Below are 22,699 nucleotides of genomic sequence, written 5' to 3' on the forward strand. Positions count from 1 at the left end.
CGGCCACTGGATTGTGGCCGTTTTGCATGCTTTGGCGAGTGGCTTTACAGCGTTGCTGGCTCCACCACGATACCTGCGCGCAGTCCGGGCTTGACGCCGGGATTGGGAAACAGGATGCGTTCTGTGCCACCCTCGGCCACATAACGCTGCATACCGTCTTCTGCAATGACAAAACCGTCGGGCAGGGCAGTGAAGTTTTCCACATTGACATCCAGGTGCAGGCAGAAAGCCTCGCTGTGCTTGATCAGGTCGTACTTGGCGCGGAATAGTGGATAGTCACCCGGCTGATAGGCGGCCAGCTGCGGTGTGGTATCGCTCAGCAACTGACGTAGCGCCTGATCGATACCGGCAAAACGTGACAGATCGTTCTGGCCAAACGGGCGGGCCTTGCCCAGCTCCAGCGTGAAGGCATGCGCCTGATGGTAGTGGCTGGTGTAGTAGCTGAAGGTATTGGCCGGTTTGCTGTGCAGCAACACGGCCTGGATGCCGCAGTGCCTGAGCCATGCCAGTTGGGCCACGTCGTATGCCCGCTGCTGCAGGAAAGGGTAGATGGCAAATTTTTCATACACCGAGCCACGAATGGCGGTATGTAGATCGTAGTGCAGACGGGTAGCAGCGGCCGGTGCGCGGGAGAAAAACAGCGCAGCCAGTTGTTCCAGCTGGGCTGCACGTCCTGCCTCACGCGTATCGGCGTGCTGCCGATGTGCGCCAGCAAACAGGCGGTTGAGATCGTAATCCAGATAGCGCTCGCCCTGGCGCATGGCCGCCGGGTTGCCAAACAGCACCAGCAGGCGGTGCTGCAGCGTCAGGTGGCCACTGGCGATATCGGCCAGTATGTTATCCACCACCTCGATGGGTGCTGTCTCGTTACCGTGTATGCCGCAGGACAGCAGGATGTGGCTGCCATCCGGATGGGCAAGGGCGGGCAGTAGTTCTACCGCGTTATCGGCATGCCAGCGTGCCAGGACGCCGCTGGCCAGGTGCCAGTCCTGCATGGCGAGGGGCGTGGCTTGCAGTACTTGTTGCAGGAAGCGGGAGGGTGGAGTGGTCATCGGCAGTCCATGCGCAATGTGAATGGCTGATTGTAACCATTTCCGTCTGGTGTGCAGCCGGCATGCCGCGCTGATGAACGGGCATGCCGTTTCTGGGCAAACTTCAGTCTATCCAGCCTGGCTTGCGCATTTCCAGAAAGGCTTTTACGCCTTCTTGCCCTTCTTCGCTGCGCCGCAGGGCCACCATGCGCTCGATGGTAAGGTCGATGACTTCCGGTGCGATATCGCGATGTTCGATGTCGCGGATCAACTGCTTGGCCGCTACCATGGCTTGCGGGCCGTTCAGCAGTAGCTGACGGCACATATGTTCGACAGCGTCGTCCAGTTCGTCGTTTTCCACGGTCTGATGAATCAGGCCCAATCTGCGGGCCTTGCCGGCATTAATACGCTCGGCGGTGACAAAGTAGCGCCGCGCTGCACGCGGACCGATGGCGCGCACGATATAGGGGGCAGCCAGTGCCGGGATGATGCCCAGCTTGACATCGGAGAAGCAGAACAGCGCTTCGGACACGCTGATGGATACATCGCAGCAGGCGACCAGTGCTGCTCCGATGCCAAACGCAGAACCTTGTACCCGGGCAATGGTGGGCTTGGGCAGGTGGTCCAGCGTTTCCAGCAGGGTGGATAGCTTTTGGGCGTCGCGGCGTTGCTGGCTTTCATCAAATTCCGTCAGCTTGCGCAGCCAGGCGCTGTCATGCCCGGCGGAAAAACTGATGCCGACCCCGGTGAGTACCACCACGCGCACACTGGCATCCTCGGCCAGTGTCTGCAAGGTGGCGGTTAGCAGATCCACCATTTTGTCATCCAGCGCATTGTGCAGCTCGCCCCGGTTCAGGTTGATGGTGGCGATGCCTTGCGGGCTGACTTTCAGCAATACGGCGTCTTCCATGCGTTTCTCCTTGTTGTTGTTGTGGATGCAGCTTTATGGCTGGCAGAAGCTGAAGATGCTGCGGGTAAAGGCTTCTGCTGCTTCAATATGCAATACGTGGGCGGCGTGGGGAATCAGTTCCAGCGTGGACCCGCTGATTCCTTCCTGTAATAGCTGCGCCTGGTAGAGCGGGGTCAGGCGGTCTTCGTTGCCCAGCAGGATGTGGCAAGGCAGTTTTATCTGTTGCAGCCAGTTGCGGGCATCATGTTCCTTTACGCCGTTGATCAGGCGAATGACGGCATCCCAGTCCACCATGCTGGCCATGTCTTTCATGTCATCCAGCATGGTGGCATTGGCTGCCAGAAAGCGACTGGAAAATAGCCAGGGCACACTGGCGCTATAGCGCAAGTCCAGCCCGCCGGCCTGATTACACTCGATCCAGCTCTGGCTTATGCGGTTGTTTACCTCATCCGACCATGCCAGTGTGGATGCCAGTAGTAGCTTGTGCAGCCGCTGTCCATGCCGGTGGGCAAAGTGCTGAGCCACCATGCCGCCGTAGGACAGACCTACCAGAAACACCTTCTCCAGTTGTAAGGCATCCAGCAGGGCAGCGGCCAGATCAGCCTGCTCGGTTAATGCATATTTTTCGGCAACCGGTTTGTCGCTCTGCCCCTGGCCAAGAAAGTCCAGCCGCAGTACCCGGTATTGTCTTTCCAGCATTGGCGTGAGCAGTGACCAGGCCGGAGTCGACATGGTAATGCCGTTGAACAGCATCAGGGTGTGCTGACCATGTCCGCTGATTTCATAGAACAGCGAATGACCGTTAAGTGTGATGTGAGGCATGAGAAGGCTCCCGGATGACGGCACCGTACGGTTCTCATTCTAGGCTGCATTGCTGCCGCAGGGCCAGCCAGGCTGTGGTTTTGCTGAAAGATAGCCGGGGCGGGTAAACAGATTGTCATTAATCCGGTTTAAAGTGCGGGCATGTGCAATGGCGGGATGATGTGATAACCGGATATGAACCGTATGTCTGAGAGGGAAATGGTCGGGCTGGAGCAGTTGGGCTCACGCTGCCAGGAGCTGGAGCTGATCATCAATGAACGACGTCTGCAGCCGGTGTTCCAGCCGATTGTCGACCTCGAAAGTGGCTGTGTTTTTGGCTATGAAGGCCTGATTCGCGGTCCTTCCAACAGCTTGCTGCATGCCCCGGTCAATCTGTTTGATCAGGCCGAACGCTGCAATCTCACGGTACAACTGGATCGCACCTGCCGTCAGGTCACCATGGAACGTTTTGTCGAGCTGGGCTTGTCCGGCTTGCTGTTCCTGAATATCTGTCCGGCTACCTTGCTGGCCCCGGAGCATCGCCAGGGTGAGACGCTGGCATTTCTCGCCAAGATCGGCCTGCCTGCGGAGCGCATCATCATCGAGGTGACCGAAACCACGCCAAGCGCCTGCTATTCCACCTTGCGCCGCGCTACCGAACACTACCGCGACAATGGTTTTCGCATAGCGCTGGATGATTTGGGTGAGGGATTTTCCAATCTACGGCTATGGTCGGAACTTCGGCCCGATTTTGTCAAACTGGACAAGCACTTTGTGCAGCAGTTGCACCTGGATCCACTGAAAGAGCAGTTTGTCCGTTCGATGGTGGATATTGCCCGCCAGTCCGGTGCCTTGCTGGTGGCCGAGGGTATCGAAACCGTGGCCGAATTGCGTACCTTGCAGCGCCTGGGTGTGCGTTACGGCCAGGGCTATCTGCTGGCACGGCCCAACCCGGTGCCAGCACTGGACTTGCAGATTCATGTCAATGGCGTGGCCTGGTCGGGAGGGCGGTCGCGCATGCCTTGGCAAATGTCGGCAACGGCACGCGATCTGCTGCAGGAAGTGTCCTATCTGGAGGCGAAGGTGCCCACTGAAGCGGCTTACCGCCTGTTTGCCAACGATCCGGCACGCTTTGCCATTCCGGTGGTGGAGCAGGGCGTGCCAATTGGCTTGCTGCGGCGTCATCACCTGCTGGAAAGCTTTGCCAAGCCCTTCAATCGCGAGCTGTACGGTAAAAAACCCTGCACGGTGATGATGGACAAGCAACCGCTGATTGTCAGTGCCGATATCAATGTGCACGAGCTGTCGGCGTTGGTGGTGGCGTCCGAGCAGCGCTATCTGGTGGATGGCTTCATCATTACCGAAGACGGGCGCTATGCGGGGATGGGAACCGGCTTTGCATTGATGCGCAAAATGACCGAGCTGCAGATTTCGGCTGCGCGTTATGCCAATCCCCTGACTGGTTTGCCGGGCAATGTCCCCTTGTCCGAAGCCATTGATCGTCTACTGGAAGCTAAGCTGCCCTTTGTCGTGGCCTACGCTGATCTGGATAATTTCAAGCCTTTCAACGATTTGTATGGCTATGCTGCCGGTGACGAGATGATCCAGCTGGTTGGACGTTTGCTGCTGGAGTGTGCTGATCCGGATCGTGATTTTGTCGGCCATGTAGGCGGCGATGACTTTGCCCTGTTGCTGCAGTCTGCTGACTGGCAGCAAAAGCTGGAAGGCATGTTGCTGGAGTTTGATCGTAGCGTGCGTAGTTTTTTTGATCCGGGGCATCTGGCGGCTGGCGGCTTTGAAATGACCGGGCGCAGTGGAGAGCAAGTACGTTTCCCGCTGACCAGCCTTTCCGTGGGGGTGGTGAGGGTGGGGCCGGGGCAGTATCCCAGTCACTATGAAGTGGGTTCGGCAACGGCTGAAGCGAAGAAGCAGGCCAAAAAGCAGGCCGGTACGGCCTTGTTTGTCGAGCGCCGCCAGCAATCGCCTGCCACAGAGCAGAGTGGATCTGTGGATGTTGGATGAATTAAACAAGCACTTTTGTTTTGTCTGTTTTGTATCAAATATTTTCTGACTCCTGCTTTGATTTTCCAAAAAACACGCTCTGTGAGGCTGGGAAGCCACATTGTCATGTCACTTTTGATCAAGTTTCGATTTGAGGCTTGTCAAATTTATTAAACGTAAGCTAGGCTTCACTCCAGAAAAGAGCAGCAGTAAAGACTGCTCTGGGCAGCAACGGGAGGTTAGATCGCAGAGATGAAATGATTCGTCTGTGATCTGGCTCCGGGACTGAACGTAGTTTGGGAGAGTAGGGGAGGAGCCAGCATGAAATACGCCGCAGCACACATTGCCATCTACAACGGCAAGACAGGCTACACCTGTTTCAGCAAGCCTCCTCGCAGTGTTATCGTTTCCGGTTTAATCGTTTTTTTCCCGCTTTTTTCTATGCCGGATACTGCCCATTCGTGGTAGGGACTGGTATTGTTTTGAAAGCGGATCAGGTGCGAGTGGAAGGGGCAGCCAGTCTGCCCATCCTGGAAGCTGACCCGATAATCAGGTCGCAGACACGCGAAATCAGCCGCCAAGGCTGGAATAGTAGGAGGGAGCAAAATCATGACGGATGCTGTAGCGGCCAATAAGCCGGTTCAATCAGTTGCTGGTGCACAGGCTGCCAAGCAGGTTCAGAGCGTGCAAGCCAATGACAAGCCCTATCTGAGAATCAGTGGGGTATTAAAGAAATTTGGTGACAACGTTGCCGTTGATCATGTTGATCTGGACATTAGACAGCACGAAATCTTTGCCTTGCTGGGTAGTTCCGGCTGCGGCAAATCCACTTTGCTGCGTATGCTGGCAGGCATGGATTCCCCGACTGCGGGCAAAATCATTCTGGATGGCGAGGATATCATCGGCCTGGAGCCTTACGAGCGCCCGGTCAACATGATGTTCCAGAGCTATGCACTGTTCCCCCACATGACCGTGGCCGAGAACGTTGCTTTTGGCCTGAAGCAGGACAAGCTGCCCAAGGCTGAAATCAGCGCCCGCGTTGACGAGATGCTGGACCTGGTGCAAATGCGCAAGTACGCCAACCGCAAGCCGCACCAGCTTTCTGGTGGTCAGCAGCAACGCGTGGCCCTGGCGCGCAGCCTGGCCAAGCGCCCGAAACTGCTGTTGCTGGACGAACCGCTGGGCGCGCTGGACAAAAAGCTGCGTCAGCAAACCCAGCTGGAACTGGTGAATACCATCGAGAAGGTTGGCGTAACCTGCATCATGGTGACCCACGACCAGGAAGAAGCCATGACCATGGCCGACCGTATCGGCATCATGTCCGAAGGCAAGCTGCTGCAAGTTGGCACCCCGACTGAAATCTACGACTACCCGAACTGTCGTTTCACCGCCGAATTTATCGGTGAAACCAATATGTTCGAGGGCGCGGTGACGGTGGATGAGTCTGACCGTGTGGAAATCACCTCGCAAGAGCTGGGTGGTGTGGTGCGCATCGACCATGGCATTACCGGTCCCAAGGGCATGCATGTATGGGCCAGTGTGCGTCCGGAAGATGTCCGTCTGGATCGCAAACCGGTGGCTGCCGGCCCGAACATGGCTTCTGGTGTAGTGGAAAATATCGCCTACATGGGTAGTTATTCCATCTTTCACATCAAGCTGGCCAGCGGTAAGATCGTCAAAACCGTGGTGCCGTCCTCGCGCTGGTACGACGCAGATGAAACCGCTCCCACTTGGGGGGATCCGGTATTCATGAGCTGGCGTTCGGATGCGCCGGTGGTGCTGACCATGTAATTGGCAGCACTGTTGTCAAAAGCGGATACATCGTCAGAGTGTCCGCTTTTTTTACGCCGGTACCCGGACTGTTTGCCGTGGAGTGTGACGGACTGGTCGGCCTGCCTGTTGATTCATGTCCTTGAAAATGAGGTTCCCATGCTGCGCTTTGCCCATCAGCCTCCTGTTTCTTCCTACTACCAGGCAACGGCCAGCCGCTGGGCGCATTGTCCTCCGCTGCAGGGGGCGCAATCGGCCGATGTCTGCGTGGTGGGTGGCGGCCTGGCCGGTTTGTCTGCTGCGCTGAATCTTGCCGAGCGTGGTTTTTCGGTGATTCTGCTTGAAGGGGCGACTGTCGGTTTTGGTGCCTCCGGGCGCAATGGTGGCCAGGTGATTGCCGGCTATGCCTGTGGTATCGACACCATGCGCGCACAGCTGGGCAGCGCACTGTCACGTGTGATGTGGGATATGTCGGTGGAGGCGGTGGACATCATCGACGAGCGGGTACGAAAACACGGCATTGACTGCGACTGGACGCGCGGCTTCTGCAATGCCGCCATCAAGCCACGCCACATGCAGGAGCTGGAAGTATGGCAGCAGGAGGCCGAACTGGTGTACGGCTATGCGGGCATGGCGCTGTGGGATGGCGCAAGCTTGCGCCAGCAACTGGGCAGCGAGCGCTATCTGGGTGGCCTGTTCGATCCTCGCTCCGGCCATTTGCACCCCCTCAATTACACCCTGGGTCTGGCGCGTGCTGCACAGGAAGCCGGGGTGACAATCTATGAGCAATCCCCGGTGCTGCGGCTGGAGCAGGGCATGCGGCCCGTGGTACATGGCGAAAACGGGCTGGTGCGCTGCGAGCATGTAGTCCTGGCCTGCAATGCCTACATCGGCCAGCTGCTGCCCAAGCTGGAGCGCAAGATCATGCCGGCCGGCACCTATGTGATTGCGACCGAGCCCTTGGGCAAGGAGCGGGCCGCCAGCCTGATTGCCAACAATATGGCGGTATGTGATACCAACTTTGTGCTGGACTACTATCGGCTGTCGGCTGACCATCGCCTGCTGTTTGGCGGCAAGGTCAGCTATTCCGGCAGGGAGCCGCGTGATCTGGCGGCGGCCATGCGCCAGGATATGCTGCGGGTGTTTCCGCAGTTGGCGGATGTGAAGGTGGACTATGCCTGGGGCGGTTTCTGCGACATTACCGTCAACCGTGCACCTGATCTGGGGCGGCTGGAAGGCAATGTCTATTACATGCAGGGTTTCTCCGGACATGGCGTCAACGTCACCGGCATTGCCGGCAAAGTGGTGGCCGAGGCCATTGCCGGAACAGCCGGGCGGCTGGACCTGTTTGGCCGTCTGCAGCATCGTGATTTTCCGGGAGGAAAATGGCTGCGCACGCCTGCGCTGGTGCTGGGCATGGCCTATTATCGAATGATGGATGCTCTGTAATACGCTGCCTGGCTGCTGCGAGCGCAAAGAAAAACTGGCGGTCGGCTAATTTTTTTTATTGCGACTGGGCAGTGGAAGATATGCCGTCAAAATCGTGATCAGACAGCATATTTGCCGTTTTTTTTGCACGGTGCAGGACATGCGGGTAGGAGAGATGGTTCCGAAAAGCGCTCTGGCGGCCACGTCATCAAATTTTTACTTGTCAAGCTGCGTGATGTTGTTAAAATCCGCGCTCGTTTTGCAATGCAAAACACTGACAATCAATTGTTTCGCTCCGACATCCCAGGCCCACATAAAAGCTTTGTAGCCCGAAAGCCGCGCACTAAGGAGCGGGGTTATCCATCGAATCATTGAGGGAAAATCTCATGGCTTGGACTGTGGCTGATAGCCGGAGCCTGTACGGCATCCGGCATTGGGGGGCGGGCTATTTCGACGTGGGCGACAACGGATGCATCCAGGTGCAGCCGAATGTGCGTCAAACTACACGTATCGATCTGCACGAATTGAGCCGTCAACTGGGCGCAAAAGGGTTGGATCTGCCGCTGTTGGTGCGTTTTCCGGACATCCTGCAAGATCGCGTCACACGCCTGTGTCGCGCCTTTGACAATGCCATTGCCACGCAAAACTACGGCAATCGCTATACCGCCATTTACCCGATCAAGGTGAACCAGCAAGAAGCGGTGGTGAAAAGCATCATCGCCACCCGCGAGGTGTCCATCGGCCTGGAAGCCGGCTCCAAGCCGGAACTGATGGCCGTGCTGGCGCTGGCCCCCAAGGGCGGCACCATCATCTGCAATGGCTACAAGGACCGCGAATTCGTGCGCCTGGCGCTGATTGGCCAGAAGCTGGGCCATCAGGTGTTCATCGTCATCGAAAAAGAATCCGAAGTAGACCTGGCGATTGAAGAAAGCCAGAAGCTGGGCGTGCGCCCGATGCTGGGCATGCGCGTGCGCCTGTCCTCGCTGGCCAGCAGCAAATGGGCGGATACCGGTGGTGACAAGGGCAAGTTCGGCCTGTCCGCCGCGCAGCTGATTTCCGCTACCGACAAGCTGGCAGCCGCTGGCATGTCCGATTGCGTGCGGCTGATGCACTTCCACATGGGTTCGCAAATCGCCAACATTGGCGACTACCGCGCTGGCTTCCGCGAAGCGGTGCGTTACTTTGCCGAACTGCGTGCGCTGGGCCTGCCGATTGACCACGTCGATGTAGGCGGTGGTCTGGGCGTGGACTATGACGGCACCCATTCGCGCAATGCCAGCTCCATCAACTACGACATGGACGAATACGCCCAGGTCATCGTGTCGATGCTGGCCGAGTTCTGCGACGAAAACGGCATTCCGCATCCGCGCATTCTGTCTGAGTCCGGCCGCGCCATGACTGCCCACCATGCGGTGCTGATCATGAACGTGACCGACGTGGAACGCCTGCCGGAAAGCGTGCCGGAAGTGGACGACCTGTCGGTACTGGCCAAGCCGGTGCGCAAGCTGTTCGAGCTGATGGAACTGACCGACGAAGAAATGGTGACGGAAATCTATTACCGTGCCAGCCATTACGCGTCCGACGTGTCCGACCTGTACTCCGCTGGCCGCATTTCGCTGAAGGAAAAGGCCATGGCCGAAGACGTGCACGCCACCCTGTGCCGTCGCCTGCATCGCCAGTTGCAAGCCAGCCAGCGCTCGCAGCGCCAGGTGTATGACGAACTGACCGACAAGCTGGCCGACAAGTATTTCTGCAATTTCTCGGTGTTCCAGAGCCTGCCGGATACCTGGGCCATCGACCAGATTCTGCCCATCATGCCGGTACACCGGCTGGACGAGCAGCCCACCCGCCGCGCCGTGCTGCAGGATTTGACCTGCGATTCGGACGGCAAGGTGAAGCAGTATGTCGACCAGCAGAGCATTGAATCCAGCATGTCGGTACATGATGTTGAACCCGGCAAGGAATACCTGATTGCCGTATTCATGGTGGGTGCTTACCAGGAAATCCTGGGTGACATGCACAATCTGTTTGGCGATACCGACTCGGTCAACGTCTATGTGCGCGACAACGGCCAGCTGGAATTTGCTGGTGTCGAGGAGCACGACACCATCGAAGACATGCTGCGTTATGTGCACCTGTCGCCGGAGGAAATCCTCAATCGCTACGAAGAAAAGGCGCGTGCCGCCGACCTGTCCAGCGACGAGCGCAATGTGTTCTTTGCCGAGTTCTGCCGTGGTCTGAAGCAGTCGTCTTATCTGTCGGTGTAAGCCGTGCAGGTTTGATGCAAAAGAAAAAGCCCTGAATCATCAGGGCTTTTTTGCGTGTATTGCTCAGAACTCAGCCTTCGGCCTCGACAAAATCCAGTTCCGGCGGCTCGCGGCGGAAAAAGCCGGTGAGCTTGGCCAGATAGGCAATGCCCAGCGCCAGCCAGATCAGCCCCAGCATGATGGCGCGGCTATCCAGGCTGATCAGTAGCCACAGGTCGGCCAGCATGCCAATCAGCGGAAACAGCAGGAACAGAAAGAAATCACGCGGCGAACGACGACGCTGGCGCACGTAGTAGTGGGCAATTACCGACAGATTGACAAAGCTGAAGGCGAGGAAGGCGCCGAAATTGATGAAGGATGTGGAGGTGGTGACATCCAGCTTCAGCGCCAGCAAGGCCACCACGCCGCAGATAATCAGATTGTTTACCGGCGTGCGAAAGCGTGCATGCAGCTTGCCAAAGACAGACTGCGGCAGTACCGCGTCGCGGCCCATGGCATACAGCAGGCGCGAGGCGCTGGCCTGTGCCGACAGGCCAGAGGCAAACTGGCCGACGATCAGGCCGATCAGAAAGATGCTGGCAAACAGGTCGCCGCCAATATTCTTGGCAATCTCGAATGCCGCATCATCCACGCTCTTGAACTGGCTGGACGGGTGGGCCAACTGCACAAAGTAGGATGCCACCACGAAAATCAGCCCGCCAATGATGGTAATCCACATGATGGCGCGCGGAATGGTGCGACGCGCATCACGGGTTTCCTCGGTGAGGGTGCTGACCGCATCAAAACCCAGAAAGGAATAACAGGCCACGGCGGCACCGGCCATGATCATCGGCAGCTTCATGTCGCCACGGAAGAAGGGCGCCAGATTCCACAAGGGCTTGCTGGCATCGCCAGACACGTAGTGGATGCATAGGGCGACAAAGGCCAGCAGCACCAGGAATTGCAGCAGCATCATCAGGTAGTTGACGGTATTGGCCATCTTCAGCCCGACGATGTTGATCAGCGTGGTGAACACGATAAAGGCAATCACCCATACCGCCATCGGAATGCTGGGGAAGGCTGAAGCCAGATAGGCCGCACCGATCAGCCAGATGGCCATTGGCAAAAACAGATAATCCAGCAGCACCGCCCAGCCCACCAGAAAGCCCAGTTTGGCGTGGATGGATTTACGGGTGTAGGTATAGGCCGAACCGGCTACCGGAAAGGCGGCGGCCATGCGGCCATAGCTATAGGCGGTAAACAGCATGGCCACCAGCGCCACCAGATAGGAGGCGGGCACCATGCCATCGGTCATTTGCGCCAGGATGCCGAATGTCCCCAGCACGATGATGGGCGTCATGTAGGCCAGGCCAAACAGCACCACGGAGCCCAGCGTCAGCGAGCGCTCCAGTTGTTTCGTTTCCATTGTTTCTCCTTTATGGCTCATGTTTGTGTTTGTTGTCATGAGCCTGTCTCTTTTGTTGTCACTTCACCTTGTGGCACGGTGCGCTTCCCAGGGGGATGGCACGTCCCGTTGCCTAGTGTTTGATGCGGAAGCTGCGCAGGCCGTTTTCTCCGTTGATGACTTCACCTGCCAGGGCAATGCGCCGGTCGTGCAGGTAGCGGTAGTCGCGGCGGCTGGCCTCAAGTTGGTTCAGATCCAGTGCCACGCGCAGTTGTTGCGGGTCGCGGCCACAGTTGGCCACCACTTGGCCAAAGGGGTTGATCACCGCGCTTTCCCCGGCAAATTGCAGGCCGTCACCACTGCCGCAGCGATTGGTCATCACCGCAAACAGCTGGTTTTCCATGGCGCGAGCGGTAATCGCCGTGCGGTGCACCGGACCGTACGGGTCCATATTGCCGTTGGTGACAATCAGCAGGTCTACCTCTTGCTGCGCCAGGGCGCGGGCGGTTTCCGGAAACTCGATGTCGTAACAAATCAGGATGCCCACGCGCAGGCCTTCCCATTCGCAGCTCACCAGTTCATCACCAGGGGTGAAAATGCCGTGGTCCGATGCCCACAGATGCGTTTTGCGGTAGGCCATGGCTACGCCTTGCGGGGTAATCAGAGCCGTGGTGTTGTAAAAGCGGCCTTCATGCGCTTCGGCAAAGCCGATGGCGATGCTGATGTTCCTGTCACGTGCTGCTTGCTGGATGGTGCTGATGGCCGGGCCGGCTATGGGCTGTGCCAGTGCGGCGATGTTGTCAGCGGTGGGAAAGCCGCTCAGATAAGTTTCCGGAAATACCAGCAGACGGGTATCCGGGCTGCAGCGAGCGATGGCCTGCAGGGCGCTGGCGGTGTTGGCCGGGATGTCGCCATCAACACCAGGCAGTTGGGCCAGTTCTACAATCATGCTGTCTCCTTGGTGGACTGTTGTCACACTACAGCGCAACAGCGGTTTCATCCTGAGCGAACTGCTGTTGGCAAGTGGCTAAGCGTGCTAGCTTGATAGGCTGTCAGCGCAGGGCTCAGTATCGGTCCCTGGTTCAAGTATGAAAATTACATCAAATGAGTAACCAGATTGGGGTAGTCGTGGCCTTGGAAATACAGGATATCGCCTGGCACCGCACGGTGGGGCGCTTGATTGATCAGCTGGATAAACCGGTATTCTGGCCAGCCTTGCTGGGTGTGCTGGCCGATTATGTGGCGTTTGACAGCTGGGTGGTGCTGCTGTTTTTCCCCGAAGCGCCACCGCAGGTATTGGCCGAACCGGCCATGGCCGATGGCGGGGTGGATACGCTGTTTCAGGATTACCTGCAAGGCCTGTACCAGTTGGACCCGTTTTATGTCGCCAGCCTGGAGTACCGTCATGCCGGGCTGCTGCGGCTGGACGAGGTAGCGCCGGACCGTTTCCCCTTTACCGACTACTACCAGCGTTATTTCCGCCTGAATATTGTCGAGGATGAGGTGCAGTTTAATCTGCCGTGTGAGGATGGCAGCACCCTGTGTCTGTCGCTGGGGGCCGGACAGCGTTTCTCGCCAGAGCAGATGGCCACCCTGAGCCTGTTGCAGCCCTGGGTGCAGGCCCTGATGCGCCAGCGTTTGCATTTCGAGCAACTGGCGGCCAGCAAGCCCACGGTGGCAGCCCCGCCAGTTGCCCCGGTTGGGCTGGAAGGGCAGGGCCTGACGCTGCGCGAGAACGAGGTGGCGCAGCTGATGTTGGGCGGTCATTCCAGCAAGGCGATAGCCCAGCGCTTGCAGATATCAGTGGAAACCGTGCGTGTGCACAAGAAACATCTGTACAGCAAGCTGGGTATCAATTCGCAATCCGAGCTGTTTTCGGTGTTTCTGCGCGCCAGCCGGGCATAAAAAAGGCCCGCATATTGCAGGCCTTTGGCAATGGTGTGATGGATTACACGCTTGCTTACTGGATGATGCCGCCACCCAGGCAGATATCGCCGTCATACAGCACGGCAGACTGACCGGGGGTCACCGCCCACTGTTTTTCGCGGAAGGTGAGGGTGGCCTGGCCATCTACCACTGGCGACAGTGAGCAGGCAGCATCAGCCATGCGGTAGCGGTTTTTGGCGGCGTATTCGCCAGCGGCTGGCGCGCCGTTCAGCGTCCAGGACAAATCGCTCATCGCCAGCGTGGGCTTGAGCAGCAGCGGATGATCGTGCCCCTGCACCACAATCAGCTTGTTGCCCGGAATGTCCTTGCCGGCAACAAACCATGGTTCGCCATTGCCATCCTTGCTGCCGCCAATGGTCAGCCCCTTGCGCTGGCCCAGCGTGTAATACATCAGGCCCATGTGCTCGCCCACTACCTTGCCATCCGGCAATATCATCTGACCCGGTTGGGTGGGCAGATAGCGTTGCAGAAACTCGCGGAACGGACGTTCGCCGATAAAACAGATGCCGGTGGAGTCTTTTTTGGCAGCCGTGGGCAGCCCGGCTTCTTCGGCCAGTTTGCGTACTTCGGTCTTGCGGATGTCGCCCAGCGGAAAGATGGACTTGGCCAGCTGGTGTTGCTGCAAACGGTACAGGAAGTAGCTTTGGTCCTTGGTGTGGTCCACCGCTTTCATCAGGTAATGCAGGCCGTCCTTTTCCATCTTGCGTGCGTAGTGACCGGTGGCGATGCAGTCGGCACCCAGTTCCAGCGCGTAGTCCAGAAAGGCCTTGAACTTGATTTCGGCATTGCACAGCACGTCCGGGTTGGGGGTACGGCCAGCCGAGTATTCCTTGAGGAAGTACGAGAACACGCGGTCCTTGTATTCCTTGGCAAAGTTGACGATTTCCATGTCGATGCCGACGATGTCGGCCACACTCATGGCATCCAGTGCATCCTGCTTGATGGAGCAGTATTCGTCGTCGTTGTCGTCTTCCCAGTTCTGCATGAACACGCCGATCACTTCATGGCCCTGTTGCTTCAGCAGCCAGGCGGTTACCGACGAATCCACACCGCCGGACATGCCGACGACAATACGTTTCTTACCCGTCACGGGGAAAATCCTTCTTTCCAGAGAGCCAGGGGCACCACCACGGGTGGTTCCCCGAATGAATTGAACCAGCTGTCCACCACCCATTCCTGGCCGGTGTCCTGCTCGGTGATATGGCTGGCAAAGTGTTGGGTCACCAGCCAGCGGGTGCGCCGCACGATGGGGTCCACCCGGTGGAAATGCAGCCAGCCTTGTGTGGCCAGAAACTGCAAAAAAGCCGCATCGTTGTGGCTGTGGTCGATGCAGTCCATGCGGCCATCGGCATCGTTGTCGAAGCGGTCGCCGCCCTTGTCATGCCACAGTGGGCTGTCTTGTGCCGACAGCCAGTACAGGGCCTGGACGGCACGCTGGATCTGGCTGCGCTCGGTGCTGGCATCCTGCGGATGGTCAAACAGCCGGGCCAGCCAGTCGCGGGCCTCTTCGGAGACTTCCACTTCCAGCTGTTTGGCGCAGCCGTAATCATAACAGAGCTGCAAGGGGTCCGCATGCAGCGCTCCGCTGGCAAGCAATAGCAACGGCCATCTGCAATGGCGACACAGCATGCGCAGAAGGTGGTGCAAGGTTTCCTCCCTTGCCGCCAGCTTCAGGGTTGATGGTGAATCAGGTCCAGTGCAAAGCGTTGTCCCAGCCGGTAGTCATCCAGACATTGCATGACAACCGGGCTGCGGTGTTGCGACAGGCGGGCGGCGATCTCATCGTAAGTAAGCCAGTGTGCGCTGACAATGCCTGTATCCAGTTTTTCTGCCGGATGATGGCGCACGGCGCGGGCGGCAAAGGCAAAACGCAGCCAGGTAATGTCACTGCCCGGTTTGTCCACCATATAGATGCCCACCAGGTGTTGTAATTCCACCTCCCAGCCGGTTTCCTCGCGGGTTTCGCGGATGGCGGCAGCAAACAGGGTTTCGCCGTATTCCAGATGACCGGCAGGCTGGTTAAAGCGCAAGCCTTGCTCGGTTTCTTCTTCCACCATCAGATAGCGGCCATCCTGCTCCACGATAGTGGCCACTGTGGTATTTGGCTTCCATTGCATTTGCCAGTCCTTAATGTAATTGACAATCGTTATTATTTGAAAATACTATATAGAGAATTATTCTCATTCAGGGTTTTAGCCATGTATGTTTGCCTGTGCAATGCGGTAACCGACAGCCAGATCCGTCAGGCGGTGGAAGGCGGTGCCACGCGCATGTGTGACTTGCGGGCGGAACTGGGCGTGGCATCTGAATGCGGCAAGTGTGCTTGTTGTGCCAACCAGCTGCGCAAGGAAACACTGCAGCAGATGGAAGCGTGTCATCCGGGGCGCGCTGCCGCCTGAGCAAGCTGCCAGCAATGTGGCACTTGTCCGGTACATAGAAGCGGTGAAAAGAAAAAGGGGGCCAAGGCCCCCTTTGTCGTATCTGCGAGCTGCCTACTTGCCGGCACTGGCCTGCACCTTGGCAGCAGGGGCCGAGGCGGTCGGGGCCGGATCTTCCTGCTCTTCCCACGGCAGGCCAACCTTTTTGCTGTTGATGGCCAGGTTGCCGTTTTTGTAGTTGAGCTGGGTGGAAATCTGCCCTTTGTCTTCGTTGATGTACTTTTCATCCCGCCACTGCGTCAGTTGGCTGTCCAGCAGATTGCGCGCCAGATCTTCCACTTCGCTCATATTGGGCTGTACTTCTGCGCTTTGGTCCACCATGAACAGGGTGCGTGCCTGCGCCACCACCAGGTTTTCCAGTGTTTTGCGTGGCAAGCTTAGCTTTGCTTCCACTTCAAAGCGCTTGAGGAAGGCGCTGGAGTTGTTCAGGTCGGCTTCCTGCAAGCCGTTGAGCCCCAGGCTGCCTTGCAGCGTGGTTTCGCCGCTGGGCATCTTCAGGTAGAAGTCGTTGATCACCAGCTTGGGGTTGTTGGTGAGCAGCGGAATACCGGTGCGCTTGATGGTGTCGATATATTGCTTGCGCAATACCGCCGGGTCCACGCCTTCAAATGGAATCTGGCTGATAGCCTGATCCAGCTTCAGCAGGGTGGGGCCGTGCAGGTGGTTAGCCGACACATCCAGCCGCATCGGGCCGTAATGTTGGTCGTTGTAATTGAATTCGGCAAAATCCAGCTTGCCACGTGTATTGATGAATTCATCCTGTTCGCTGCTGACAATCTGGTAGCGGAAGTTCTTCAGCGATACTGCCGAGGGCTTGAATTCGCCGGACGGGTTGATGAATTCGCCCACGCGCATGCGCGTCATCAGGTAAACCAGTTCGTTCAGCTTGATACTGTAAGGAACGCTGTCCTTCCAGTTGAGCTGCACATTGCCTACGGTCAGCTCGCTGGTGCCCAGCTTGATGCCCGTTGTGCCCGGGCGGATGTCGGATACGTAGCGCACGCCGTCAAAGGCCAGGCTGCCCTTGCTGGAGGCTTCCAGCAGGAAGCCCGGCGAGTTGGCCTCGGTCTTGTATTCCTTATAGCCGGAAGCGTAGTCCAGCTTCAGGTCGAAGCCTTTCCATTTCATCTTCACGCCGGACAGGGCCTCTTCGTAATCGAAGGAGGGCACGTTGACGTTTAGCTCGCCGCCGCCGCCAAAGCCCAGCCGGTTGGTGACGGTGATCGGGTCCTTGTCGCCAAAGAAGGTTTTGAGTGTCTTGCGGGTGGCATCACTCATGGCAAATTCCGTGGTAACCAGCGCGCGCGCAGGACGGAAGTCCAGGCTGGACAGGCCAGGGAAGGGGCCATGCTTGATGTGGTGGGTAAACTTGATGGTGGAGTTCAGCAGCAGCTTGAAGTTGTCCGGCAGCATGTTTTCATACGGCCCGGACAGGCGGCGATTGAATTCCAGTTCGGTGGTCTCGGTAGAGGAGAACCAGCCACGGTCGTAGCTGTGGGACTTCACCTTGAACAGCGGCAGGCTGGCTAGCATCTTGTGCTGTTCTTCCAGCGTGTCCTCGGCTTTCATGCCGGCCCAGAAGGCCGCCGCACCGTTGAACACCAACAGGCCACCCAGAGTGGCTCCCGCAATAATCAGACGTCGTTTTGGCAACACAAGCGTTTTTCTGAAGGGTGTGTGGATTGAGGCCCTATGGTACACCATGCGCGCCACAAGTCGAACCGTAGAAAACAGTCTGACACTGCCGGATCAATTGGTTAAAATGGAGGATTGCCCAAAATTTCGCTCAAGGTTGTCCGTACACATGCATTATTGGCTTAACGGTTTGCTGGATATCCCGTGGTGGGGATACATCGTCGCGGCACTGATTCTGACGCACATCACCATTGCCTCGGTCACTATTTTTCTGCACCGCCATCAGGCGCATCGTGCGCTGGACCTGCATCCGCTGCCCAGCCATTTCTTCCGTTTCTGGCTGTGGCTGACCACCGGCATGGTCACCAAGCAGTGGGCTGCCATCCACCGCAAGCATCACGCCAAGTGCGAAACCCCCGAAGACCCGCACAGCCCGCAGATTCTCGGTATCAAGAAAGTGCTGTGGGAAGGGGTGGAGCTTTACCGCGCCGCCTGCAAGGATCAGTCCATCATGGACAAGTTTGGCCACGGCACGCCGGATGACTGGATCGAGCACAAGCTGTACACGCCACACTATGGCAAGGGCATCATCCTGATGCTGGCCATCGACTTGCTGCTGTTTGGCCCGGCGGGGCTGTCGATCTGGGCAGTGCAGATGATTTGGATTCCGTTTTGGGCCGCCGGGGTAATCAATGGCCTGGGCCACTGGTGGGGTTATCGCAATTTCGAAAACGAAGATGCCTCTACCAATATCTTTCCCTGGGGCATCATCGTGGGTGGTGAAGAGCTGCACAACAACCATCACACCTTCGGCACCTCGGCCAAGCTGTCGTACAAATGGTACGAGTTTGATATTGGCTGGATGTACATCCGCATGCTGGAAATCTGCCATCTGGCCAAGGTACGCCGCGTGGCCCCGCGTTTGGCACGGGATGCCAGCCGCCCGCAGCTGGACCTGGAGCACCTGCAGGCCATTATCTCCAATCGCTACGCCATCGCCGCACGTTATGCCCGCGAGTTGAAAGAGGTGTATCGCAAAGAGCTGGAACAGGTCAGCCTGCCCGATATGGACGATCTGGCCCGCAAGATGAAGATCTGGCTGAAGCAGGATGCCAAAGACACGCCGGAGTGTGACAAGGCGCAACTGGAGCTGTTGTTGCAGCACAGCCCTACGCTGACAACGGTGTATACCATGCGTCAGGAGTTGTGCCGCTTGTGGGAGCGCTCTTCGCTGACGCGGGAGCAGCTGCTGCACGAATTGCAGGACTGGTGCGCACGGGCCGAGCAATCCGGCATTGCTGCGCTGGAGCGTTTTGCTTTCAATCTGCGCATGACCGCCGTGGCCTGAGTCAGTCATGCCAGAGAAAAACCGCCGGGTTGACCGGCGGTTTTTTTATGGAGCGGTGCCTAATGACTATTCGGTAATGCTCTGGTTCCAGTACGCCTGCTTGATGTAAGGCATGGCAGTCAGTTGGGCGGCAATGCGTTCCAGTACCACGGAATCGGCAGATGTCGACAGCAAGGTAGCGGTGATTTCCACGTCGTCATCACCAAACGGCTCGATATTCACGTCGCCCAGCGGGTATTGCGCCTGCTCCAGCAGCGCATCAATCATGGAAAAAGCCAGCTTTTGCTGTTCTTCGTCGCTGATCACGCATAGCTGGTAGGTGACTTCGCTGTGCTCATCATCCAGCGGTGTACGGTTGATCGAGTTCACTACCGGGCGCAGCAGGGTGTTGGCGGCCAGCACGAAGATGGCATCCAGCAAGGCTGCATCCAGCAAGCCTGCTCCGGCGCAGGCACCGGCAGCGGCCGAACCCCACAAGGTGGCGGCAGTATTCAGCCCGCGTACATTCAGGCCTTCCTTCATGATGGTGCCGGCACCCAGAAAACCGACGCCGGATACCACATAGGCCACCACATGGGTGGCACCTTCATTGCCGCCCAAGCGTACCGCCAGATCGACAAAGGCGGCCGCGCCCACGGCAACCAGGGCATTGGTGCGCAGGCCGGCAGTACGCTGGCGCACCTGGCGCTCGTAACCGATGGCCGAGCCCAGCAGAAAAGCGGTTACCAGTGCGATGAAGGAATGGGTAAAGACAGAAAAATCGAAGTGCATGCAGCCTCCTGTTGTTATGGTCTGGCGCAGGCGTATGTATAACAGCTGGCGATTGCAATCTGACGAAACCGCCAGCTGTCATACGAGATGGCTGGACCGTGGCGTCCTGCCCAGGTGTTACAGCATGGAGGCCACCACCTTGTAGATCACCATGCCCATGGCCACCACCAGATAGCCGCGCAGCACGGCCATCCACAGCTTATTACGCTGAGACAGCACCAGCGGGGGCAGCTGGTCCAGAGCCGGCATGCGCCAGGTATGCATGTGATGCAAGTCCACTTTGCGCGCCTTGTGATGCGGCAGCTGGCCCTTTTCCATTTCTTCGCGGGCATGCAGCACGTTCACCACGATGGCGATGATCAGGCCGATCACGCTGCCACCAATCAGGATATTGCTGATGGTTTCGCCCGACATGTCGGGGAACACCACGGCGGCAGTCAGGATGATGGACAACAGCACCAGTACCGCCACGATGATGGCCGACAGCACATTGAAGAAGCGACCATTCACCCACGGGCCTAGTACGTCTTTGTCATTGCACAGCAATAGCAGGAAGACGGTGGCGCTGGGCAGCAGTACGCCGGCCAGGGTTTGCACTGCATTGGTCAGCAGGCCCAGCGGCACGCCCGGAATCAATACCAGCGCGGCCGCCAGCACGATCAGGCCGCAATACATGGCATAAAAGCCCTTGGCGTCGCCCGGTTTGCGGTGCAGCGAGTGTTTCAGGCTCAGTACATCGCCCAGCGCATAGGCGGTGGACAGTGATACCGCCATGGCACCGATGATGCTGGCGTCAATCAGGGCAATGGCAAACAGCGTGCCGGGCAGGCGGCCATAGTATTTGGCCAGGCCATGGGCTACCGCGCCGGCATCCTGGAAGTTGCCGAATTCCGGATGACCCATGAACACCTTGGCGGTAAAGGCAATCATCGCCACCGCGCCAATCACCACCAGCGCAATGCCCAGCCACAAATCAGCACGTTCGTAGGAGATGAAACGCGGGGTAATGCGTTTGTCGATCAGATAGCTTTGCTGGAAGAACAGCTGCCACGGTGCCACGGTGGTGCCGACAATACCGATGATCAGCAGCATCACGTCGGCCAGCTTACCGCCAGCCGGCATTTGCGGCACCAGGAAATCATGCGCCACCTGGGTCATCGGCGGGTGCACCATCACCAGAATAGGCACCAGCAGCAGGCTGCCAGCCACCAGAATCAGCGAAAAGCGCTCGAAGCGGCGGAAGTCGCCGGTGCTGGCCGACAGCATGATGAATACCGCAGCCAGGCCCACGCCGATGATTTTGGGTACGCCCAGAAAATCCATCCCCAGGCTGATGCCGATGAATTCGGTGACGATGGTCAGCGCATTGAGCAAAAACAGGTCGATGGCGCTGAAGGCACCCCAGAATTTGCCAAAGCGCTCCAGAATCAGCCGGGCATGGCCCACGCCAGTCACCGCGCCCAGACGCAGCACCATTTCCTGATTCACGTACAGGACCGGAATCAGCAGCGCCAGCGTCCACAGCAGCGAGGTGCCGTAGTTTTGTCCGGCTTGGGCATAGGTGCTGAAGGCACCGGCGTCGTTATCCCCCACCATCACGATGAGGCCGGGGCCGAGAATGGCCAGCAGGGTTTTGAATTTGGCCATCCAGCCGTGGCGGGCATCGGTATCGTTGTGGCGGATGGTACCCAGCGCGCCACGGATATCACCGATGTGGGCGCTATCCAGCACGGCGGTGCGGTTATCTTGTTTGGACATGTGTTACTCCCTGAAACGATTACTGCAAAGGGATTGCTGCACGGTCCGACGGCTCGGGTCTGCCTTTCAGGGGGTATGGATGTCTGGTCTCATTACGGGCATGAAACGCGAGATATCCAGGCATCCTGCTGGTTTGTCGTGGCGAGGTCGGTGCAACAAAACTTTTAATCAGGCCGCAAGGGCCAGTGCTGCGGGGGAGGTCACACAGAGGGGGAGGGAGCGTGGGGAAGGAATATCAATGCCGATAGGCCATCCTCATCATACTGCTCGCCATCTTGATGCTCTGAGCGACCGCGCTACTGGGGTAGGGGTCCATGGCTTTTTCCTTTTGCAAACGGCTTGGCCGTTGGCTTGCCACGTAATCAGCAACGCAAGGCTTATGCACGACCGACCTTGCTGGCATGGCATGAGACCATGGCAGGCGGTGGAGCAATGCAGAAGCAACTGGAATGGGGGGCAGGGTAATGATGAGGCCCGCGCCCGGCTTGATCACTCAAGACGGCGGCGCAGGAAAACGACGCGGGTCTTAGTGGATCAGCAAATCACAGTGTTGTTGATGACTGGAGCAGTCCAAGACAGTAAGCCCGAAATTGAGATGCGCGGATTCTAGTCTTCCGTCTTTGCCGGTGTCAATCACGTCTGCCGGCTTTTTTTGCGATTGCAGCAAAAAAGTTCCTCACGCCTGCAGAAACAGCCGGATTTGCCATTTTTTGCGACCGCCCGGCCTGGTTTGGCCAAGTTTGCGCGTCGTGTTCAGCCTCGGGATAAGCACTGTGCCCTACCCGCTTTAGCGGTAGAATCTGCGCTTTCCCACCTTGCAGCAAAGGAAGCAGCATGAGCATCTATCGTCACAAGCAGGGCGCCCGTCTGGCCGAAGCCGCCGTATGCAACGGCATGATTTTCCTGGCCGGTCAGGTGCCGGAAAACACCGATGCCGACGCGCAGGCGCAAACCGCCAATGTGCTGGGCCAGATCGACACCCTGCTGGCGGAATTGGGTTCGGACAAGAGCAAGATTCTGGATGTCACCATTTTCCTGGCCAGCCTGGCCGACTACGACGCCATGAACGCCGCCTGGGATGCCTGGGTGCCTGCTGGCAATGTACCGGCCCGCGCCACCGTGGAGGCCAAACTGGCCAACCCGGCATGGAAGGTGGAAATCAAGCTGGTGGCTGCCAGCTGAGCCATCACTGGCTAGAGAAGAGAAAACC

The 22,699-nt window shown here is 58.0% G+C and carries 20 protein-coding genes; 9 read left to right on the forward strand and 11 right to left on the reverse strand.

The window, feature by feature from the left end; translation table 11 throughout:
• Positions 1–44 precede the first annotated feature (44 nt).
• The 3 genes from astE to ACODR9_RS10885 form a co-directional block, all read right to left on the reverse strand.
• Positions 45–1,052, reverse strand: a complete 1,008-nt coding sequence (astE, locus tag ACODR9_RS10875; protein ID WP_488809276.1) for a succinylglutamate desuccinylase — start codon at positions 1,050–1,052, stop codon at positions 45–47.
• Positions 1,053–1,155: 103 nt separating this feature from the next.
• Positions 1,156–1,941, reverse strand: a complete 786-nt coding sequence (locus ACODR9_RS10880; RefSeq protein ID WP_488809278.1) for an enoyl-CoA hydratase-related protein — start codon at positions 1,939–1,941, stop codon at positions 1,156–1,158.
• A 33-nt stretch (positions 1,942–1,974) separates the two neighbouring features.
• Positions 1,975–2,763 carry an alpha/beta fold hydrolase gene (locus ACODR9_RS10885; protein ID WP_488809279.1) on the reverse strand — a complete coding sequence of 263 codons (789 nt, stop codon included), beginning with the start codon at positions 2,761–2,763 and terminating at the stop codon, positions 1,975–1,977.
• Positions 2,764–2,946: 183 nt separating this feature from the next.
• On the opposite strand from ACODR9_RS10885, the gene ACODR9_RS10890 reads away from it, so the two are divergent.
• The 5 genes from ACODR9_RS10890 (at position 2,947) to speA (ending at position 10,208) form a co-directional block, all read left to right on the forward strand.
• Positions 2,947–4,764, forward strand: a complete 1,818-nt coding sequence (locus tag ACODR9_RS10890; RefSeq protein ID WP_488809280.1) for a GGDEF domain-containing protein — start codon at positions 2,947–2,949, stop codon at positions 4,762–4,764.
• Between the two features lie 300 nt (positions 4,765–5,064).
• The gene (locus tag ACODR9_RS10895) at positions 5,065–5,211 is read left to right on the forward strand and encodes a hypothetical protein (RefSeq protein WP_488809281.1); all 147 of its coding nucleotides are present in this window, start codon (positions 5,065–5,067) and stop codon (positions 5,209–5,211) included.
• Between the two features lie 141 nt (positions 5,212–5,352).
• Complete coding sequence (locus ACODR9_RS10900) at positions 5,353–6,534, forward strand: ABC transporter ATP-binding protein (protein ID WP_488809283.1); 1,182 nt, start codon at positions 5,353–5,355, stop codon at positions 6,532–6,534.
• Positions 6,535–6,672: 138 nt separating this feature from the next.
• Positions 6,673–7,962 (forward strand): NAD(P)/FAD-dependent oxidoreductase, encoded by a 1,290-nt coding sequence (locus ACODR9_RS10905; protein WP_488809285.1) that lies wholly within the window; start codon positions 6,673–6,675, stop codon positions 7,960–7,962.
• Positions 7,963–8,327: 365 nt separating this feature from the next.
• Positions 8,328–10,208: an arginine decarboxylase gene (speA, locus tag ACODR9_RS10910; RefSeq protein ID WP_488809287.1), complete on the forward strand. Its 1,881-nt coding sequence runs from the start codon at positions 8,328–8,330 to the stop codon at positions 10,206–10,208.
• Positions 10,209–10,278: 70 nt separating this feature from the next.
• Here the strand turns inward: speA and ACODR9_RS10915 are convergent, their stop codons facing one another.
• Positions 10,279–11,613, reverse strand: a complete 1,335-nt coding sequence (locus ACODR9_RS10915) for an APC family permease (protein ID WP_488809289.1) — start codon at positions 11,611–11,613, stop codon at positions 10,279–10,281.
• Positions 11,614–11,725: 112 nt separating this feature from the next.
• A complete protein-coding gene (locus ACODR9_RS10920) occupies positions 11,726–12,541 on the reverse strand; it encodes a carbon-nitrogen hydrolase family protein (RefSeq protein WP_488809291.1) in 816 nt (271 codons plus the stop codon).
• A gap of 155 nt (positions 12,542–12,696) precedes the next feature.
• On the opposite strand from ACODR9_RS10920, the gene ACODR9_RS10925 reads away from it, so the two are divergent.
• Positions 12,697–13,497: a helix-turn-helix transcriptional regulator gene (locus tag ACODR9_RS10925; RefSeq protein ID WP_488809292.1), complete on the forward strand. Its 801-nt coding sequence runs from the start codon at positions 12,697–12,699 to the stop codon at positions 13,495–13,497.
• A 55-nt stretch (positions 13,498–13,552) separates the two neighbouring features.
• Here ACODR9_RS10925 and mnmA read toward each other — a convergent pair whose 3' ends face one another.
• From mnmA to ACODR9_RS10940, 3 genes are read right to left on the reverse strand one after another with little or no spacing between them, the layout of a single operon-like run.
• Complete coding sequence (gene mnmA / locus ACODR9_RS10930; RefSeq protein ID WP_488809294.1) at positions 13,553–14,629, reverse strand: tRNA 2-thiouridine(34) synthase MnmA; 1,077 nt, start codon at positions 14,627–14,629, stop codon at positions 13,553–13,555.
• Entirely contained in the window at positions 14,626–15,186 is a 561-nt protein-coding gene (locus ACODR9_RS10935; RefSeq protein ID WP_488809295.1) for a hypothetical protein, read from the reverse strand. The genes mnmA and ACODR9_RS10935 overlap by 4 nt, the downstream gene beginning before the upstream one ends.
• 23 nt (positions 15,187–15,209) lie before the next feature.
• On the reverse strand, positions 15,210–15,656 hold the full coding sequence (locus tag ACODR9_RS10940; RefSeq protein WP_488809296.1) for an NUDIX hydrolase: 447 nt from the start codon (positions 15,654–15,656) through the stop codon (positions 15,210–15,212).
• Between the two features lie 81 nt (positions 15,657–15,737).
• On the opposite strand from ACODR9_RS10940, the gene ACODR9_RS10945 reads away from it, so the two are divergent.
• Positions 15,738–15,938 (forward strand): (2Fe-2S)-binding protein, encoded by a 201-nt coding sequence (locus ACODR9_RS10945; protein ID WP_488809297.1) that lies wholly within the window; start codon positions 15,738–15,740, stop codon positions 15,936–15,938.
• A 93-nt stretch (positions 15,939–16,031) separates the two neighbouring features.
• Here ACODR9_RS10945 and ACODR9_RS10950 read toward each other — a convergent pair whose 3' ends face one another.
• Positions 16,032–17,633: a YdgA family protein gene (locus ACODR9_RS10950; RefSeq protein ID WP_488809298.1), complete on the reverse strand. Its 1,602-nt coding sequence runs from the start codon at positions 17,631–17,633 to the stop codon at positions 16,032–16,034.
• Positions 17,634–17,781: 148 nt separating this feature from the next.
• On the opposite strand from ACODR9_RS10950, the gene ACODR9_RS10955 reads away from it, so the two are divergent.
• Positions 17,782–18,960, forward strand: coding sequence for a DesA family fatty acid desaturase (locus tag ACODR9_RS10955; protein WP_488809299.1), 1,179 nt, complete (start codon positions 17,782–17,784; stop codon positions 18,958–18,960).
• 66 nt (positions 18,961–19,026) lie between these two features.
• On the opposite strand, the gene ACODR9_RS10960 is transcribed toward ACODR9_RS10955, so the two are convergent.
• Both ACODR9_RS10960 and ACODR9_RS10965 read right to left on the reverse strand, forming a co-directional pair.
• Positions 19,027–19,731, reverse strand: a complete 705-nt coding sequence (locus tag ACODR9_RS10960) for an MgtC/SapB family protein (RefSeq protein WP_488809300.1) — start codon at positions 19,729–19,731, stop codon at positions 19,027–19,029.
• Positions 19,732–19,848: 117 nt separating this feature from the next.
• The gene (locus ACODR9_RS10965; RefSeq protein WP_488809301.1) at positions 19,849–21,489 is read right to left on the reverse strand and encodes an NRAMP family divalent metal transporter; all 1,641 of its coding nucleotides are present in this window, start codon (positions 21,487–21,489) and stop codon (positions 19,849–19,851) included.
• An 834-nt stretch (positions 21,490–22,323) separates the two neighbouring features.
• Here ACODR9_RS10965 and ACODR9_RS10970 point away from each other — a divergent pair.
• On the forward strand, positions 22,324–22,671 hold the full coding sequence (locus ACODR9_RS10970) for a RidA family protein (protein WP_488809302.1): 348 nt from the start codon (positions 22,324–22,326) through the stop codon (positions 22,669–22,671).
• The last annotated feature ends 28 nt before the right edge of the window (positions 22,672–22,699 follow it).

Source organism: Aquitalea sp. FG25, assembly GCF_057809375.1.

What these genes read in the sequence shown, in the direction of transcription:
- astE (WP_488809276.1), bottom strand. Translation starts at nt 1,052, where the DNA reads ATGACCACTCCACCCTCCCGCTTCCTGCAACAAGTACTGCAAGCCACG.
- ACODR9_RS10880 (WP_488809278.1), bottom strand. Translation starts at nt 1,941, where the DNA reads ATGGAAGACGCCGTATTGCTGAAAGTCAGCCCGCAAGGCATCGCCACC.
- ACODR9_RS10885 (WP_488809279.1), bottom strand. Translation starts at nt 2,763, where the DNA reads ATGCCTCACATCACACTTAACGGTCATTCGCTGTTCTATGAAATCAGC.
- ACODR9_RS10890 (WP_488809280.1), top strand. Translation starts at nt 2,947, where the DNA reads ATGTCTGAGAGGGAAATGGTCGGGCTGGAGCAGTTGGGCTCACGCTGC.
- ACODR9_RS10895 (WP_488809281.1), top strand. Translation starts at nt 5,065, where the DNA reads ATGAAATACGCCGCAGCACACATTGCCATCTACAACGGCAAGACAGGC.
- ACODR9_RS10900 (WP_488809283.1), top strand. Translation starts at nt 5,353, where the DNA reads ATGACGGATGCTGTAGCGGCCAATAAGCCGGTTCAATCAGTTGCTGGT.
- ACODR9_RS10905 (WP_488809285.1), top strand. Translation starts at nt 6,673, where the DNA reads ATGCTGCGCTTTGCCCATCAGCCTCCTGTTTCTTCCTACTACCAGGCA.
- speA (WP_488809287.1), top strand. Translation starts at nt 8,328, where the DNA reads ATGGCTTGGACTGTGGCTGATAGCCGGAGCCTGTACGGCATCCGGCAT.
- ACODR9_RS10915 (WP_488809289.1), bottom strand. Translation starts at nt 11,613, where the DNA reads ATGGAAACGAAACAACTGGAGCGCTCGCTGACGCTGGGCTCCGTGGTG.
- ACODR9_RS10920 (WP_488809291.1), bottom strand. Translation starts at nt 12,541, where the DNA reads ATGATTGTAGAACTGGCCCAACTGCCTGGTGTTGATGGCGACATCCCG.
- ACODR9_RS10925 (WP_488809292.1), top strand. Translation starts at nt 12,697, where the DNA reads ATGAGTAACCAGATTGGGGTAGTCGTGGCCTTGGAAATACAGGATATC.
- ACODR9_RS10940 (WP_488809296.1), bottom strand. Translation starts at nt 15,656, where the DNA reads ATGCAATGGAAGCCAAATACCACAGTGGCCACTATCGTGGAGCAGGAT.
- ACODR9_RS10945 (WP_488809297.1), top strand. Translation starts at nt 15,738, where the DNA reads ATGTATGTTTGCCTGTGCAATGCGGTAACCGACAGCCAGATCCGTCAG.
- ACODR9_RS10955 (WP_488809299.1), top strand. Translation starts at nt 17,782, where the DNA reads ATGCATTATTGGCTTAACGGTTTGCTGGATATCCCGTGGTGGGGATAC.
- ACODR9_RS10960 (WP_488809300.1), bottom strand. Translation starts at nt 19,731, where the DNA reads ATGCACTTCGATTTTTCTGTCTTTACCCATTCCTTCATCGCACTGGTA.
- ACODR9_RS10965 (WP_488809301.1), bottom strand. Translation starts at nt 21,489, where the DNA reads ATGTCCAAACAAGATAACCGCACCGCCGTGCTGGATAGCGCCCACATC.
- ACODR9_RS10970 (WP_488809302.1), top strand. Translation starts at nt 22,324, where the DNA reads ATGAGCATCTATCGTCACAAGCAGGGCGCCCGTCTGGCCGAAGCCGCC.